The sequence below is a fragment of the Brachybacterium sp. AOP25-B2-12 genome (assembly GCF_052378625.1).
Classification (GTDB): Bacteria; Actinomycetota; Actinomycetes; order Actinomycetales; family Dermabacteraceae; genus Brachybacterium.
Genome location: NZ_JBQSXW010000010.1, coordinates 61,287 through 76,896 on the forward strand (window position 1 = coordinate 61,287; position 15,610 = coordinate 76,896).

12 protein-coding genes are annotated in these 15,610 nt (G+C 72.5%); 8 read left to right on the forward strand and 4 right to left on the reverse strand.

Features of this window, described 5'->3' with window-relative positions; all coding sequences use genetic code 11:
• The first annotated feature begins 47 nt into the window (after positions 1-47).
• Both ACT3TZ_RS09045 and ACT3TZ_RS09050 read left to right on the forward strand, forming a co-directional pair.
• The gene (locus tag ACT3TZ_RS09045) at positions 48-992 is read left to right on the forward strand and encodes an NAD(P)-dependent oxidoreductase (protein WP_444583079.1); all 945 of its coding nucleotides are present in this window, start codon (positions 48-50) and stop codon (positions 990-992) included.
• A 138-nt stretch (positions 993-1,130) separates the two neighbouring features.
• Entirely contained in the window at positions 1,131-2,984 is a 1,854-nt protein-coding gene (locus tag ACT3TZ_RS09050) for a BCCT family transporter (protein WP_444583080.1), read from the forward strand.
• Between the two features lie 239 nt (positions 2,985-3,223).
• On the opposite strand, the gene mtnN is transcribed toward ACT3TZ_RS09050, so the two are convergent.
• Positions 3,224-3,973, reverse strand: coding sequence for a 5'-methylthioadenosine/S-adenosylhomocysteine nucleosidase (mtnN, locus tag ACT3TZ_RS09055; protein ID WP_444583081.1), 750 nt, complete (start codon positions 3,971-3,973; stop codon positions 3,224-3,226).
• A gap of 117 nt (positions 3,974-4,090) precedes the next feature.
• Here mtnN and ACT3TZ_RS09060 point away from each other — a divergent pair, with 117 nt between their 5' ends.
• Positions 4,091-4,996 (forward strand): alpha/beta hydrolase fold domain-containing protein, encoded by a 906-nt coding sequence (locus ACT3TZ_RS09060; protein WP_444583082.1) that lies wholly within the window; start codon positions 4,091-4,093, stop codon positions 4,994-4,996.
• Positions 4,997-5,058: 62 nt separating this feature from the next.
• Here the strand turns inward: ACT3TZ_RS09060 and ACT3TZ_RS09065 are convergent, their stop codons facing one another.
• On the reverse strand, positions 5,059-5,775 hold the full coding sequence (locus ACT3TZ_RS09065) for a lysoplasmalogenase family protein (protein WP_444583083.1): 717 nt from the start codon (positions 5,773-5,775) through the stop codon (positions 5,059-5,061).
• Positions 5,776-5,907: 132 nt separating this feature from the next.
• Positions 5,908-7,656: an arginine--tRNA ligase gene (gene argS, locus ACT3TZ_RS09070; protein WP_444583084.1), complete on the reverse strand. Its 1,749-nt coding sequence runs from the start codon at positions 7,654-7,656 to the stop codon at positions 5,908-5,910.
• Between the two features lie 177 nt (positions 7,657-7,833).
• Here argS and ACT3TZ_RS09075 point away from each other — a divergent pair, with 177 nt between their 5' ends.
• The 3 genes from ACT3TZ_RS09075 to ACT3TZ_RS09085 all read left to right on the forward strand — a co-directional run bounded on the left by ACT3TZ_RS09075 (position 7,834) and on the right by ACT3TZ_RS09085 (position 12,303).
• Positions 7,834-9,453, forward strand: coding sequence for a DUF7937 domain-containing protein (locus tag ACT3TZ_RS09075; protein ID WP_444583085.1), 1,620 nt, complete (start codon positions 7,834-7,836; stop codon positions 9,451-9,453).
• A gap of 296 nt (positions 9,454-9,749) precedes the next feature.
• Entirely contained in the window at positions 9,750-11,105 is a 1,356-nt protein-coding gene (locus ACT3TZ_RS09080; protein WP_444583086.1) for a uracil-xanthine permease family protein, read from the forward strand.
• Between the two features lie 265 nt (positions 11,106-11,370).
• Positions 11,371-12,303 (forward strand): N5-glutamine methyltransferase family protein, encoded by a 933-nt coding sequence (locus tag ACT3TZ_RS09085; RefSeq protein WP_444583087.1) that lies wholly within the window; start codon positions 11,371-11,373, stop codon positions 12,301-12,303.
• Positions 12,304-12,683: 380 nt separating this feature from the next.
• On the opposite strand, the gene ACT3TZ_RS09090 is transcribed toward ACT3TZ_RS09085, so the two are convergent.
• Positions 12,684-13,238 carry a GNAT family N-acetyltransferase gene (locus ACT3TZ_RS09090; RefSeq protein ID WP_444583088.1) on the reverse strand — a complete coding sequence of 185 codons (555 nt, stop codon included), beginning with the start codon at positions 13,236-13,238 and terminating at the stop codon, positions 12,684-12,686.
• Between the two features lie 346 nt (positions 13,239-13,584).
• On the opposite strand from ACT3TZ_RS09090, the gene ACT3TZ_RS09095 reads away from it, so the two are divergent.
• Positions 13,585-14,127, forward strand: a complete 543-nt coding sequence (locus tag ACT3TZ_RS09095; protein WP_444583089.1) for a DinB family protein — start codon at positions 13,585-13,587, stop codon at positions 14,125-14,127.
• 126 nt (positions 14,128-14,253) lie between these two features.
• Positions 14,254-15,462 (forward strand): glycoside hydrolase family 27 protein, encoded by a 1,209-nt coding sequence (locus ACT3TZ_RS09100; protein WP_444583090.1) that lies wholly within the window; start codon positions 14,254-14,256, stop codon positions 15,460-15,462.
• The last annotated feature ends 148 nt before the right edge of the window (positions 15,463-15,610 follow it).

Here is a 15,610-nt window from a genome sequence, read left to right on the forward strand (position 1 = left end):
CGGGACGGGTCGTGTCGTGAGTGGGGCCAGCCGCCTAGTCTCGACCCATGAAGATCCTGCTGCCGGACACCATGCCCCTGCACCCCGAGCTCCCCGCGGGCTGGGAGTCCGTCGTCGTCGACGCCCGCGCCGAGATCCCCGCCGAGCACCACGATGCGCGGGCCCTCGTCGTCTGGGGCTCCTCGAAGCGCCACCTCGCCTCCGCCGCGCAGGACCTCCCGGAGCTCGGGCTGGTGCAGTCCCTCGCCGCCGGGGTCGAGGGGATCCTCGCCGCGGGATTCCGCGACGACGTCGTCATCGCGAGCGGCGCGGGGCTGCACTCGGCGACCGTGAGCGAGCACGCCCTCGCGCTGATCCTCGCCCTCGTGCGGCGCCTGCCCGAGTCCATCGCCGCCCAGGAGCGCCATGAATGGTCCTCCGAGATCGGCGGACTGCAGCCGTTGCATCCCGGGGACCGGGTGACCACCCTGCTCGGCGCCCGCGTGCTCATCTGGGGCTTCGGGGAGATCGGCCAGACCCTCGCCCCCGTGCTGCGGACGCTCGGCGCCCACGTCACGGGCGTGGCCCGCAGCGCCGGAGAGCGCTCCGGGTTCCCCGTGATCGCCGACGCGGACGTCCGCGAGGAGCTGGGCCGCACGGACGTCCTCATCGACATCCTGCCGGCCTCGGACGCCACCCGCCACGCGATCGACGCGGAGGTGCTCGCGGCCCTCCCCGAGCGAGCGCTCGTGGTGAACGTAGGCCGCGGAGCGACGCTCGACCAGGCGGCGCTGCTGGCGGCGCTCGAGGCCGGGACCATCGCCGGTGCCGCGCTCGACGTCACCGATCCCGAGCCCCCTGCGGCGGAGGACCCCGTGTGGGACTCCTCGCGTCTGCTGCTGACCCCGCACGCCGCAGGCGGGCGCCCCGTCGGGGCCGACGAGCGCATTGCCCACAACGTCCGCGCGCTCGCGGGCGCGAAGGATACGGCGTTCCTGCACCGCGTCAACTGAACGATCCGTCGGCCTCCACGATTCCTGCACACCGTGCAGGCGCTCGCTATCGTGGACGGCCGTGCCCCGTAACCCGCCCGGCTGATGTCGCGCTGGACATCGCCTGGGGCCGTACCGCTAATGAGACCTGAGGGGACTATGAGCAGCACGGAGACCAAGGACCTACTCGAACAGCTCGACCACGCCAACGACCCGGACCAGGTGCCCCAGCGCCCCGGACTCGACAAGATCGTCTTCTACGTCGCCGGCGCCCTGGCCGTCGCCTTCGTCGTGTGGGGCGTCATCAGCCCCGCCAACCTGGGCAGCGTGTCCAGCGCCCTGCTGGCCGGCACGATCACCAACTTCGGCTGGCTGTTCGTCATCGCGGCGAGCCTCGTCACGATCTTCGTTATCGTCGTGGCCGTCAGCAAGTTCGGCAACATCCCGCTCGGCAAGGACGGCGAGGCCCCGCAGTTCAAGACATCCTCGTGGATCGCGATGATGTTCGCGACCGGCATGGGCATCGGCCTCGTCTTCTACGGCGTCGGCGAGCCCCTGTTCTTCTACCTCTCGCCCCCGCCCAACACCGTGGACGCCGAGTCCGCGCAGGCCGCGGCCACGGCGATGGGCACCACCGCGTTCCACTGGACCCTCTACCCCTGGGCCATGTACGCGATCGTCGGCCTGGGCATCGCCTATGGCACGTTCCGCCTGGGACGCTCGCAGCTGTTCTCGGCCCTGTTCGCGGGCCTGTTCGGCGAGAAGGTCGTCTACAGCACCGGCGGCAAGGTCATCAACATCCTGGCCATCCTCGCCACGCTGTTCGGCTCGGCGTGCTCCCTGGGCCTGGGCGCCCTGCAGATCGGCGGCGGCATCACCTCGGCAGGCATCCTCGACGAGGTCCAGAGCCCCGTGCTCGTCGTGATCATCGCCGTGCTCACCGCGTGCTTCGTGGCCTCGGCGGTCTCCGGCATCGAGAAGGGCATCCAGTACCTCTCGAACATCAACATGGTGCTCGCGGTGCTGCTGGCGGTGATCGTCTTCATCGGCGGCCCCACGCTGTTCATCCTGAACATCATCCCCTCGACGCTGGGTGCCTTCATCGGCGACCTGCCGCAGATGGCCTCGCGCACCGGCGCGAGCGGCGGCCAGGACGTCAGCGACTGGCTGGCCAGCTGGAGCGTCTTCTACTGGGCCTGGTGGATCACCTGGAGCCCCTTCGTGGGCCTGTTCATCGCGCGCATCTCCCGCGGACGCACCGTGCGCCAGTTCGTGACCGGCGTGCTGCTGGTGCCCTCGGGCATCTCGATCCTGTGGTTCTCGATCTTCGGCGGCGGGGCCATCGGCCTGCAGCAGCGTGCCGAGGCCACCGGGAACGCGGCCGAGAAGGTCGTCGCCTCCGTGGACGACCTGAACTTCGACCTCGTCCTGTTCGACCTGCTCCGCGATCTCCCCGTGCCCGGATGGGTGCACCTCGTGCTGATCGTCCTGACGGTCGTCCTCATCGCCATCTTCTTCATCACCGGCGCGGACTCCGCCTCGATCGTCATGGGCGGTCTCTCGGAGAACGGTGCCGAGGAGCCCAAGAAGTGGCTGATCATCTTCTGGGGCACCGCCACCGGTGCCGTCGCCGCGGTGATGCTGCTGGCCGGAGGCTCGGACCCGTCCGAGGCGCTGAACGGCCTGAAGAACATCACCATCGTCTCGGCGCTGCCGTTCGTGATCGTGATGCTGCTGCTGTGCGTGTCGCTGTGGAAGGACCTCTCCCGCGACCCGCTGATCATCCAGGGCAAGCTGGCCCGCCACGTGCTCACCGAGTCGGTCGCCCAGGCCATCGAGGAGCACGGCGGCGAGGCGTTCCAGCTGCACACCACCACCAACGGGGTGGAGGACGCGGCCCCCGGCGAGCCGAACAAGGCCACCACGCTGCGCAGCACCCACGCGGACGGCGGCGTGCTGCGCGCTGCCGGCACGGACGCGGGCGCGACCCCCTCGCATCGCGCCGACGACTGAGCCGCCGGTTCGACGGTCGGGCGCTTCGGCACCGCGACCGTCGGACGGGCCGATGACCTCGGCCTGACCGGTCTCGACGTCGGAGGCCCCCCCCCTGGAACGCCAGGGCGGGGGCCTCCGTCACGGCCGGGGGGCAGTTCGTCATCGGATCGGCACGGTGCGGATCGGCACGGCACGGCATGGCAAGTGCGGTGCGGTGCGTCGCGGTGCCGAGCCGTGCCCTGCCGTGCGGCCGTGGGTCAGAGCCGTCCGACGAGCGCCGTCGTCGCCGCCGCCGAGGTCTCCGCGACCACGTCGAGCTCGAGGTGGAACTGCTGGCCGGCGGCCGGGCCGCACAGGTCCGAGATCGCCCGCACCGCCGTGACCGGCACCGCGAATGCCGTGCACACCTGCACGATGCCCGTGGTCTCCATGTCCGCCGACAGCGCGCCGGGATGCCGGATGCGCATCGGGTCGGCCAGCGGCGCGGTGACGAAGGCATCGCCCGAGAGCATCAGGCCCGAGCGGACGGACGGTGCGACCTCCCGGGCGGCCTCCTCGGCGGCCGTGGAGAGCGCCGGATCCGCGGCGAAGGTCTCGGGCTGGCCCGGAACCTGCCCGGGGGCGTAGCCGAACGCGGTCGCATCGGCGATCGAGTAGCGGAACGCGGTGCCCACGACGACGGTGCCCACCTCGACATCGGCCGCGAGCCCCCCGGCGGAGCCGGCGACGACCACGGCGCGCGGCGTCCAGGCGAGCACTCCCCACGTCGCCGCCGCCGATGCCGCCGCGATCCCGATCCCGGCGGTCACCACCACCACGGGGCGCCCGGCGAGGACCCCCGCGCTCGCCCGCACGGGGCGCGCGGCCCCGGGGAAGGGCACCGGGAGCTCGCGCGCATCCTCGAGGCGGGACAGGAGCGGCGCCGCCTCCTCGTCCATCGCGACGACGATCAGCACGGGCGGCCGATCCGTGGAAGGGGCGGTGTCGGGCAGCGCGGCAGCAGGCATGGGGTCAGCGTATCGACGCCGGACCTCGGCTCCCTGCTCGTCCCCGCGCGCCCAGCCTGGGTGGACACGCGGGGACTAGGCTGACGGGGACCGCAGACCCCCATCGAGGAGAGTGCCATGGGCCGGATCCGCGACGCCGCCGTCCTCGCCGGACGCACCGCGTACCGTCTGCCGATGCCGTCGGCCGTCTACACCAACGGACTGCGCGAGGCCCGCCGGGCGCTGCCACCGGGACGCGTCCAGAAGTCCCATGCGGTGGACCTCCAGATGATCGGCCGCACCCGCTGCGTGTGGCTGGACCGTCACCACGCCGACCGCGGCGTGCTGGTGCACCTCCACGGCGGCGCCTTCGTCTCGGGGCCCTTCACGGGGGACTGGGAGTGGCTGTCCGCCCAGGCCGACGCCCAGGAGTGCGCGGCCCTCATGATCGACTACCGGGCCGCACCGGACCACGTGCATCCCGTGGCCCTCGACGACACCGGTGCCGTGCTCACGGTGCTGGCCGAGCAGGGGATCCTGCGCCCGGGCGGCTGGGTGCTGACCGGCCAGAACGCCGGCGGCGGGCTCGCGCTGACGATCGCCCGCCGGATCGTCGCCGGGGAGCTCCCGGTGCCCGCTCCCGCCGGTCTCGTGCTCATGTCGCCCTGGCTGGACCTCTCGCTGGAGACGACCGGTATCTCGGAGACCGGCGGCCACGACCCCGTCCACGAGCGTCGCATGCTCGAGGCGGCGGCCCGCCAGTACGCCGGCCGCACCCCGCGCGAGGACCCGGACCTCTCCCCGCTCAATGCCCACCTCGCGGGCCTCCCGCCGATCCACCTGGCCGTCGGGACGCGCGACATCTTCGTCACCGATGTGCGGGTCGCCCGGCTCCAGCTCGAGGAGCAGGGCATCGAGGTGCGCTACCGCGAGGTGTCCGGCCGGATCGGCGCGCTGGTGCGCCTGCGGCGCGGCGAGGACATGAAGCGGCTGCTGCGCGAGCAGGCGGCCTTCGTGCGCGAGGCCCTCGGCACCGGCGCCTGAGCGGAGCATCGGGCGCTCGCAGGCGCCGGCGTGCGCGCTCGCGGTGCCGGCGCGCCCGCCGATCAGCTCTCGACGATGACCAGGGTCGCGCCGCCCACCGTGCGACGACCGCCGTCGCGGGCGGTCCGCGGGCGGGTGCGCAGGATCCCGAGCACCAGGAACGTCTGGGCCCCGAAGTAGCTGAGCATCACCCAGGCTCCCGCGAAGGGCACCCACGCGCCCGGCAGGAACCAGTCCATCCCGAGCACGGAGCTGCACAGCAGGAACAGCGTCCCGCCCACCCAGGTGAGCGCGTTGACCCCCGCCGACAGGAACGCCATGATCGCCAGCGCCACGGCGTAGACGACCATCGCGGGCAGCAGGCTGCCCGCACCGTCGGCGCAGGCGACGAACAGGCCGATGATCACGCCCGCGTAGGGGATCGCCAGGAGCATGCGCAGCGGGTCGCGGCGGCGTGCCCACATCGGCGCGAGCGCGACGGAGTAGGCGATCATCGCCGCCAGGAACGCCAGGGCGGTCGTGAGCTGTGCCGTCGCGGGGGAGAGACGGGGCAGGGTGTCGCCGATCCACGACATGCTGATCGCGGCCGCGGTGAAGCCCATCGGCACCGACCAGGAGCGCACGCTCGCGACGAAGGCCAGCAGCAGGCCGCCCGTCGCGATGGGCTTGGCGGCCTCGGCGAGGACGGGGTGCTGGAGGTAGAGCGCGACGACGTTCACGAGGGCGGCCAGTGCGAACACGACCCATCCCGCGCGTCCGATCGCTGTTCTCGCACCCACCGCCTCAGGCTACGGGCCGTGCACGCCGCTGACCACGGACGACAGGTGTCCAGGAGGCCACGATCGGGTCACGATCAGACCCGGTGGAGGTCACGAAACGGGCCTTTCGCCCACGGGGAGCAGGCGGTGCCCTCACATCTGCTGCGGCGCGCGGACCCCCAGCAGCGAGAGCCCGTCGACGAGCACGCGCTCGGTGAGGCGCGCGAGCGCGAGGCGGCCGGCGCGGACCTCCGCGTCGTCCTCCTTGAGGATCGGGCAGGCCTCGTAGAACGCGGTGAAGGCCTGCGCGGTCGCGAAGAGGTAGCCGGCCAGCCGGTGCGGTTCCAGCTCGGCGCCCACCGCGAGGACCGTGGGCCCGTACTCCAGGAGCTGCAGGGCCAGGGCGCGCTCGGCGGGCGCGACGACCTGCGGGGCGGCACCGGCGGGGATCCCGGCCTCATCGGCACGACGGCCGATCGAGCGTATCCGCGCCACGGCGTACTGCAGGTAGGGAGCGGTGTTGCCGGTCAGGGCGAGCATCCGGTCCAGGTCGAAGGTGTAGTCGGAGTCGTGCGCGGTCGACAGGTCCGCGTACTTCACCGAGCCCACACCGATGATCCGCGCGATCTCGGCGCGCTCGGCGGCGGGGAGATCGGGGCGCAGCTCGTCGATGACGTCCTGGGCGGTGCCGATCGCCTCCTCGAGCAGGATCAGCAGGCGCAGCGAGGACCCGGAGCGCGTGCGGAGGATCTTCCCGTCCTCGCCGAGCACCGAGCCGATCTTGACGTGCTGGGCCTGGACGTCCTCGGGCAGCCAGCCGGCCTCACGGGCCGCCGCGAACAGCATCTGGAAGTGCAGCTCCTGGGAGGTGCCCACGACGTACACGATGCGGTCGGCGTGCAGGTCCCGCACGCGGTGGCGGATCGCCGCGAGATCCGTCGTGGCATAGCCGTAGCCTCCGTCGGACTTGCGGACGATCAGCGGCAGGGGCGTGCCGTCCCGGCCCGTGAACCCGGGCGGGAACACGCACAGCGCGCCGTCGGACTCCACGGCGATCCCGTCGGCCTCGAGGTCCTTGACGACGATCGGCAGGTCGGCGTTGTACGTCGACTCGCCGGCGAGGTCGCGGTCGGTGAGCGTGACGTCCAGGACGTCGTAGATGCGGTGGAAGTAGCCCTTGGACAGGTTCACCAGGCGCGTCCAGATCGCCAGGGTCTCCCCGTCCCCGCCCTGCAGGGTCGCGACGCGGCGGCGGGCCCGGTCGGAGAACTCGGTGTCCTTGGTGCCCTCGGGGCCCTGGAACTTGGCGTTGGCGGCCTGGTAGAAGACGTTGGGGTCGGTCGCGAGCAGGCCCGCCTCGTCGCTGTCCTCGCCGACGTCCAGCAGGTGCTCGATGAGCATGCCGAAGGGCGTGCCCCAGTCCCCGAGGTGGTTCTGGCGGATCACGGTGTGTCCCAGGCGCTCGAGCGTCCGCACCAGGGAGTCGCCGACGACGGTCGTGCGGAGGTGCCCGACGTGCATCTCCTTGGCGACGTTGGGGGAGGAGTAGTCGACCACGACGCGCTGCGGGGTGGGGGAGGGCACCGCGAGGGCGTCGTCAGCGGCCATCTCGGCGGCCTGGGCGGCCACCCACCCGGTGTCGAGCGTGATGTTCAGGAAGCCCGGGCCCGCGATCTCGGGCGCCTCGGCGATCCCGGTGAGATCCAGGTGCTCGACGACGTCGGCCGCGATCGCGCGCGGCGGGCGGCCCAGACGCTTGGCGAGCCCCATCGCCGCGTTGCACTGGAAGTCCGCGAACTGCGAGGGCCGGATGATCGGGTCGGCGTCGCGGTGCTCGGGCCCGAAGGCTGCGGCGAAGGCGTCGTGGAAGCGCTCGGTCAGGGCGATCTCGGGGGCGGTCATGGTCGCCAAGCGTAGTGCCGTGCGCGGACGGGTCGCAGCGTGCGGGGACGCGGTGTGCCGAGCGTCGCGTCGCCCCTGCGGCGCGCCCCCGCGGGCCGCGGGCTCGGCGCTCCTAGGATCGGGACCGCAGCGACACAGGGACCGGCCGGGCGTGGGCCCGTCCCGGAGAGGGAGGGCATGGCCGACCGCACCGTGCGTCCCGGGGACAGACCCGAGGACGACGACTGGATATTCCCCGCCGCGGACCCCGGCGCGCTGCCCACCGAGCGCCTTCCCGGGCGCACCGAGCTCGAGCAGGAGGCCGCCGCGCTGCGGCCCCAGGCCCGGACCGGCGCCCCCGCCGCCCCCCGGCCGTCCGAGCAGGAGGAGGTGGGCACGGACGCCGTGACCGTCACCTACGCGCGCTCAGGCACCACGCCCAACGCCGAGTACGCCCCGCGTCGGCCCGTCCTGGCGCTCCCGCACCGCTTCGCAGCGCTCTCGTGGTGGGACGCCGTCCGCGACATCGTCGCGCTCGTGGCCCTGTGCTCGGCCTACACCGTCGTCTACACGATCGCCGACATCGGCCCGTGGCTGCTCGCGCCGCGCATCGCGATCGGCCTCGCGGTGCTCGCCCTCATCGTCGCCCACCTGCTGCGGTGGATCCCCGCGTCCCCGCCGCTGTCGCTGATCCGCCGGGTGCGCGTGATCGGCATGGCCCCGGCGGTGCTCGTCGCGCTGGGGACGATCCTGGCCGACGCCGTGCTGTCCCTGCCGGTGCTGTTCTCCCCGCTGCCCGACGGGCCGCCCGTGGGAGTCGGGGTGGGAGTCGCCCTGCTGCTGCTCGGGGCGCTGCTGGGCATCGAGCCGCGCTCCCACGAGGGCTTCGTGCCCGGTGAGGTGTCGCGGACGCGCACCCGCGCCCTGCTGCTGGTGATCGCCTGGGTGGCTCTCGGGTTCCTCGCGCTGGCCCTCGTGATGCTGGTGGGTCGCGTGTTCACCACCGGATGGGCGTTCTCGACGCTGGCCTTCGGCAACACCGGGCTCTCCGCGCTCCTGCTGCTGCTCGTGATCGGTGCGGGCCTGCGCCGCGAGCGCACCCACTACGTCTTCGCCGTCGCCGCCGTCGCGGGTCTCGTGCTGGGCGCCGTCACCGACAACACGCTGCGCCTGCAGTTCGCGGCGCCGCAGTCGGTGGCCACCGGGTACGTGTACCTGCCCTGGCTGTTCGCGACCTTCGCGGTGCTCACCTCGCGGTCCTTCGTGCGCTCGATGCCCATCAGCTTCCGGCGTGCGGACTGGATCGTCTATGCCGTCCGGGCGCTCGAGTTCAGCGTCGTCATGCACAGCGGCGCGGCCGTGTGGTCGGTGCTGGCGGCCTTCGCCTCGGCCGGCGGCGCCGGTCGCGGCGGTCCCGTGCTGCACCTCGTGGGAGCCGTCGTGGCCGCGCTGTTCGCCGTGATGTCCTCGTTCGGGCGGCGCGCCCTCCTCGAGCGCCACGCCGAGAGCGCCCGCGCCACCGCCGTGGTCGCGGCCATCGTCATGGTGGTCGTCGGATTCCTCGACATCGTCGTGAACTCCCTGGCCACCGGGGCCGGGGCGGGCCTGGTCACCGGCGGGGTGGCCCTGGCGATCGGGATCGCGGTGGCCCTGATGCTGACCGTGCCCGCCCCGGTGAGGGACGAGTACGGCGCCCCGGACATCGTCCAGATGTTCGAGGACTTCCGCCTGCGCGACGCCACCTCCCGCTCGCTGCTGCACCGCGTACCGGACCTCAGCGCCGAGCGCGCCGAGAAGAAGACGTTCCCCGGGGGTTGAGGCGCAGGGGCCGCGTGGCGGCGCCGTCCGGGGCCGCCGGATCACGATTCGGCACCTCCGCGCCGTTCGCGGTCCCTCTCCGTCGCCGCACGGCATAGCGTGAGGTCGGGGCTCCCCGGGAGCGGATCGTCGTGCCTGTCGTGCCTCTCCGCCTGCCCCTGCGTCTCCTCGACCTCGCTGTCCGCAGGCACTCGCCTGCTCCGGCCTTTCTCGGCCCGCCTCCCCGCCTGCCCCCGCCCTTCCTCGGACTCCCCCTCCCGTCGCTCCCACGACGCCTCCTCGAAGACAGGAACCCCATGCCCCGCCTGCCCTGGACCTTGCACGGAAACGGCCGCACCCTCGAACGCGGCGCGATCGTCCTCCCCGAGGAGCGCCTCGCCTGGCCGCTGACCATCGGCATCGGCGCCCAGCACGTCGTGGCCATGTTCGGCGCGACCTTCCTGGTGCCGCTGCTGACCGGCTTCCCGCCGTCGACCACGCTGCTGTTCTCCGGCATCGGAACGCTGCTGTTCCTCGTCATCACCCGCAACAAGGTGCCCAGCTACCTGGGGTCCTCCTTCGCCTTCATCGCCCCCATCACCGCCTCGACCCAGGCCAACTCGCCGGGTGCCGCCCTGGGCGGCGTGCTCGTCATCGGGATCCTGCTGGCGCTGCTGGGTCTGCTCGTGCAGGCCGTCGGCACCCGCTGGATCAGCCTGCTCATGCCGCCCGTGGTGATGGGCTCGATCGTCGCGCTGATCGGCTTCAACCTCGCCCCCACGGCCTACACGAACTTCCAGAAGTCCCCGGTGACGGCGGTCGTGACGCTGTTCGCCGTGGTGCTGTGCACGGCCCTGTTCCGCGGGATCCTGGGCCGGGTCTCGGTGCTGCTGGGCGTGCTCATCGGATACCTCGTCGCCGTCGCGCGCGAAGAGGTCTCGTTCGTCGAGGTCGGTGAGGCCGACTGGCTCGGGCTGCCCCACTTCACCCACCCCACCCTGGACCTGTCGCTGCTGCCGATGTTCCTGCCCGTGATCGTGGTGCTGCTGGCCGAGAACGTGGGCCACGTGACCAGCGTGGGCCTGATGACCGGTCGCAAGCTCGACCACATGGTGGGGCGCACGCTCTTCTCCGACGGCCTCGCGACGTCCCTGTCCGCCGTCTTCGGCGGCTCGCCCACCACCACGTACGGCGAGAACATCGGCGTCATGAGCGCCACCAAGGTCTACTCGACCGCCGCCTACTGGGTGGCCGGCATCGTCGCGATCCTGCTGTCGCTCTCGCCGAAGGTGGGCGCGCTCATCAACACCATCCCGCAGGGCGTGCTGGGCGGCGTGACCTTCGTGCTCTACGGCCTGATCGGGATCGTGGGCGTGCGGATGTGGGTCGACGGCAAGGTCGACTTCTCGCGGCCCAAGAACCAGATCACCGCGGGCGTGGCCCTCGTGGTGGGCATCGCCAACGTCACCTGGACCTTCGGAGCGATCACGCTGACCGGCATCGCCCTGGGCACCGTGGGCGCGCTGGTCATCTACCACCTGATGTCGGGGCTGGGCCGCGTGACGGGGACGGACGAGGGGACCGAGGCCGTCGCGCACACGGGGACGGATGCGGCGTCGAGCACAGGGATGGGCGAGGCCCTGCGCGAGGGGACAGGCGACGTGGCGCGCTGATCGGGCGGACGGAGCGGCGCGCTGGCTGGGGGGACCAAGTGAGGCGCGGCCGGGGGCGTGACGGCGCGCCGGCCGGGGGCGGCATGGCGCGCCGATGGGCGGGCCGAGAATCCTGGCGGGCACGGGACGTCCTCGCTTACCACGGCCCATATACGGCCCATCTGAGTGAGGACGTCCCGTACCTCGGGGAATCGGAGCCCGCGGCCGCCGGGAGAGTCGAGTGCTGCGCTTCGGCGGTGCGTCGCCGACGCCCTACCCTGGCGGCATGACCCAGTCCCACGTCGGTTCCGGTCCTGGTGGGCAGGAGGACGGCGACTCCGGTCCCGTTTTCGGTCCAGGTCCCGCCCTCGCCTCCGGCCCCGATCCCGACCCAAGCCCCGTGCACGACTCCGGCCCGGACTCGGGTCCCGATCCTGACCCCGACCCGGCACTCGTGCGCCGGCTCCGCGCCGCGGGGTGCGTGTTCGCGGAGGAGGAGGCGGCGATCCTGGAGGCGACCTCGGCGGGTCCCGAGCAGCTGGCGGAGCGCGTCGGCCGACGTGTGGCGGGGGAACCCCTCGAGCAGGTGGTGGGCAGGGTGGAGTTCGGCAGCCTGATCCTGTCGGTGGGGCCCGGGGTGTTCGTCCCGCGTCGGCGGACCCTCCTCCTGGCGCGACTCGCCGTCGCGATCGCGGCGCCGCTGCAGCACCCCGTGGTCGTCGAGGCGTTCAGCGGCGTCGCCCCGACCGCGGCGACGGTGGCCCATCAGGTCCCGCAGGCCGAGGTGCATGCGACCGATCATGACCCGGCGGCGCTGGCCCACGCGCGGGCGAACCTCCCAGGCGGGCTCGTCCATGCAGGGTCGGTGCTCGAGGGGCTGCCGTCCGAGCTCCTCGGGCGCGTGGACCTGATCGTCGCCGTCCCTCCCTATGTGCCGGATCGTGAGGCCGATTTCCTGCCGCACGAGGCGCGGGAGCATGAGCCGACATCTGCCCTGCTCGGCGGGGCCGATGGCCTGGATCCGGCCACGACGCTCGTCCGCGCGGCGCCCGGGTTCCTGTGCGGTGGGGGCGCTCTGCTCATCGAGGTGAACGTGACGCAGGCTCCGGTCCTCGCCGATCGGGCTCGTGGCCTCGGCTTCGAGGTGGTGCGCGTGCACACGCGAGAAGACCTGACGGCCGTCCTCCATCTCCGATGGCCGACGGGTTCCGCCGTGTGAGAGGAGGTCGGCGGGACGCGTCGCGGGAACCGGTCGGACGATGGTGGGCACCGTGCGACCGTGCGACCGTGCGACCGTGCGACCGTGCCGGAGGGTCCGCCCGACGCGCCGGGGGGCGCCGATCGACGCTTCCGGAGAGCTTGGACTAGCGTCCGGTCACCGGCTACGCGCATCGAGGGGCCGACCCGTCCTGGAGAGGCGTCGACATGGACTTCATGCCCATCTGGCTCATCCCGATCCTCTGCGCGCTCCCGTGGGTCGCTGCAGGGGTGTCCTGGTCCAGGCGTCGCCGCAGGCAGAAGCAGGCCAGACCCGAGCGGCCGTGACCTGTCGCGGCGCCCGATCCGGCACGGACCCACCGGCTCTCGGTGCGAGTCTGCTCAGCCCACCGCCACCGGCAAGCTGAACCGTCGGCACACGTGCACCCGGGAGAACCGCGCCCGGAGCGCGGCCTCGTCCGCGAGCGCCGCGTGGCAGAACGCGGTCACGGGGGCCGATAGCCCGTCCGGGCTTGTCCAGCCAGCGGCAGGATCGCTCCACGCCTTGTAGACGTGGAGGTAGTGGTCCGATTCGTCGAAACCCCGGCCGCGGTACCACGCGAGGGTCGGAGCGTCGTCCCGGGTCCAGGCATCCAGGATGGCGACCGTGTCGGGCAGCGCCGCGAGCGCACGCTCGAGGAGCATGGTGCCCACGCCCCTGCCCTGGTGGTCGGGGTGCACCGCGATCGTGTCGATCGTCGCGAGGTCACGAGTGACCTCGAGGTCGAGGATGCCGACCACGTTCTCGCCGTCCGTCGCCACGAGCTGCACCTCGGGCTCTGCCGGGCGCCGGGGCCAGACGTCGTCGTAGTAGCTCGTGTCCAGGAAGGACAGGGCCCGACATCGGACCCAGCTGCGTTCGTCGCGGGGCAGGTAGCAGCGGATCGAGATGGGCATGGTTCTCCTACGGATCGGGACGTCTGGGGGAGGGCGCGATCACGCGGAGAACATGGGAAGAGACTACTCAGGTGCGGAGGTGCGGAGGTGCGGAGGTGCGGAGGTGCGGAGGTGCGGAGGTGCGGAGGTGCGGAGGTGCGGAGGTGCGGAGGTGCGGAGGTGCGACACCGCGGGGCCGAGAGCGCGCGGGGGCCGCGGAGCTGCGTTGGCGAGAGGGCGCGGAGACCATCGGGCATTCGAGCCGACGAGAGCGCGGGCGCTCCGCCCGATCGGCGGATCGGCACCGCGGCTCTGCCCCCCGGAAATCCTCTCGCCACGGGACGGTGCCCGTGACACTCTCCCTCCCATGACCTCCACCGCTTCGCCCATCATCACCGGCACCCGCGACACCCGCACGGGTGGCCCCATGCTCGGCGGTGAGCGGGAGCTCCTCGATGCCTGGCTCGACGACTATCGCCTCACGCTGCTGCTCAAGCTCGACGGGCTCGACGCCGAGCAGCTCGCGGCGCAGCCCCTGCCGAGCACCTCCCTGAGCCTGCTCGGGATCCTCCGGCATCTCACCGAGGTCGAGGGCTACTGGCTGCGGGAGGTCCTCCACGGCGAGGACATCCCAGACCCCTACTGCTCCGCGGAGTTCCCCGACGGGGACTTCGAGCTGGGCACGCCCGCGACCGCCCAGGCAGACGTCGAGCGCTACCGCGCGGAGATCGACACGACGCGCGCCGCCTCGGCCGGCTGGACGGACCTCGACGGGCCCGTCGTCGGCCTGCGACACGGAGAGCAGCTCAACCTGCGATGGATCCTCACGCATCTCATCGAGGAGTACGCACGCCACCTCGGCCACGCGGACCTCCTGCGCGAAGCGCTGGACGGGAGCACCGGGTACTGAGAGATGTGCGCTGACCTGCGACGGCACAGCCCCCGATGCCTCACGCTGCCGCGCATCCTCCTAGACTGATCCCGCAGCCGCAGGACCACCTCGGATGCCCACTCGACGACGAGCCCCGAGGACCCGATGACGCTCTCGACCCGCACCACGCCCGCCATGGGCTGGAACTCCTGGAACGCCTTCCGCTGCTATGAGATCGACGAGGCCACGATCCTCGCCAACGCCGACCAGCTGGTGGCCCTGGGCCTGGCCGATGCCGGGTACGACACGGTGGTGGTCGACGACGGCTGGCAGGCCGCCCACCGGGACGCCGATGGGACCCTGCAGGCGGATCCGGTGCGTTTCCCCTCGGGCATCGGGTGGCTGGGCGAGCAGATCCATGCCCGTGGCCTGCGCTTCGGGCTGTACCTCGCGCCGGGCCGCAAGACCTGCGCGCAGATCTGGGACGGCTACGGCCACTGCACCCGCGGCGACGCCGTGCTGACCCCGGATGCGGCGCTCATCGCCGAGGCGCAGACGGGGACGATGACGCCGCCGGAATCCGGGCCGGGCCGCATCGCGGACCTCGGCTCGTGGCAGCGGGAGTCCCAGGACCTCGACCTGCTGACCGGTTGGGGCGTGGACTACCTGAAGTACGACTGGTGCATGGCCGAGCGCGAGACGGACCTCCAGGAGCACCGCGGGCCGTTCGCGCGGATGGCCCAGCTCATCGCCGGTCAGGACCGCGAGATCCACTACTCGATCAGTGAGTACGGCTTCCAGGCGCCGTGGAAGTGGGCGGGGGAGTTCGCGAACTCCTGGCGCACGACGGACGACATCGGCGCGAGCGCCGATTCGGTGTTCCAGATCGCACGGGACACCGCCGAGCATGCCGCCGCGACCCGACCCGGTCACGTCAACGACCCCGACATGCTGCACGCCGGGAACCTGCCCTCGCCGGTGCTCGACCGCACGCACGTGCTGCTGTGGTCGATGCTCGCGGCGCCGCTCATGATCGGCACGGATCTGCGGCGGGTGCGGGCCGATGATCCGATCGTGGCCGCCCTGACCGATCGCGTGGCGCTGTCGATCGACCAGGACGCGGAGGTCTCCTGCGCCGTGCGCACGAACGCCGGGGAGGGCGTCGACGTGTACCGACGCACCTTCGCCGAGGGGGAGGCGGTCCTCGCGGTCAACACCGGTGTCACCGAGGTGACGATCGACGTGCCGCCCGTCGGCGGGCCGATCGCGAGCATCCGGATCGACGGTCACGAGGTCGGTGCCGACGCTCGACGCCTCACGATCCCGTCATGGGGCGCGGCGCTGGTCCGGAGCGGCGCGCGCTGGGCCGTCTGAGGGCGGCACCGAGGTCGTCGGTTCTGCCGTCTGCGTCCTGCTCGCGACGAGCACGGGCTGCGGCACGGCCCCCGATCGGGGACCGGATGGGCCCGTGCGACGGCCACCGATCCGGGTGCCGCACGGGTCCACGTCGCGGTGACCCGAT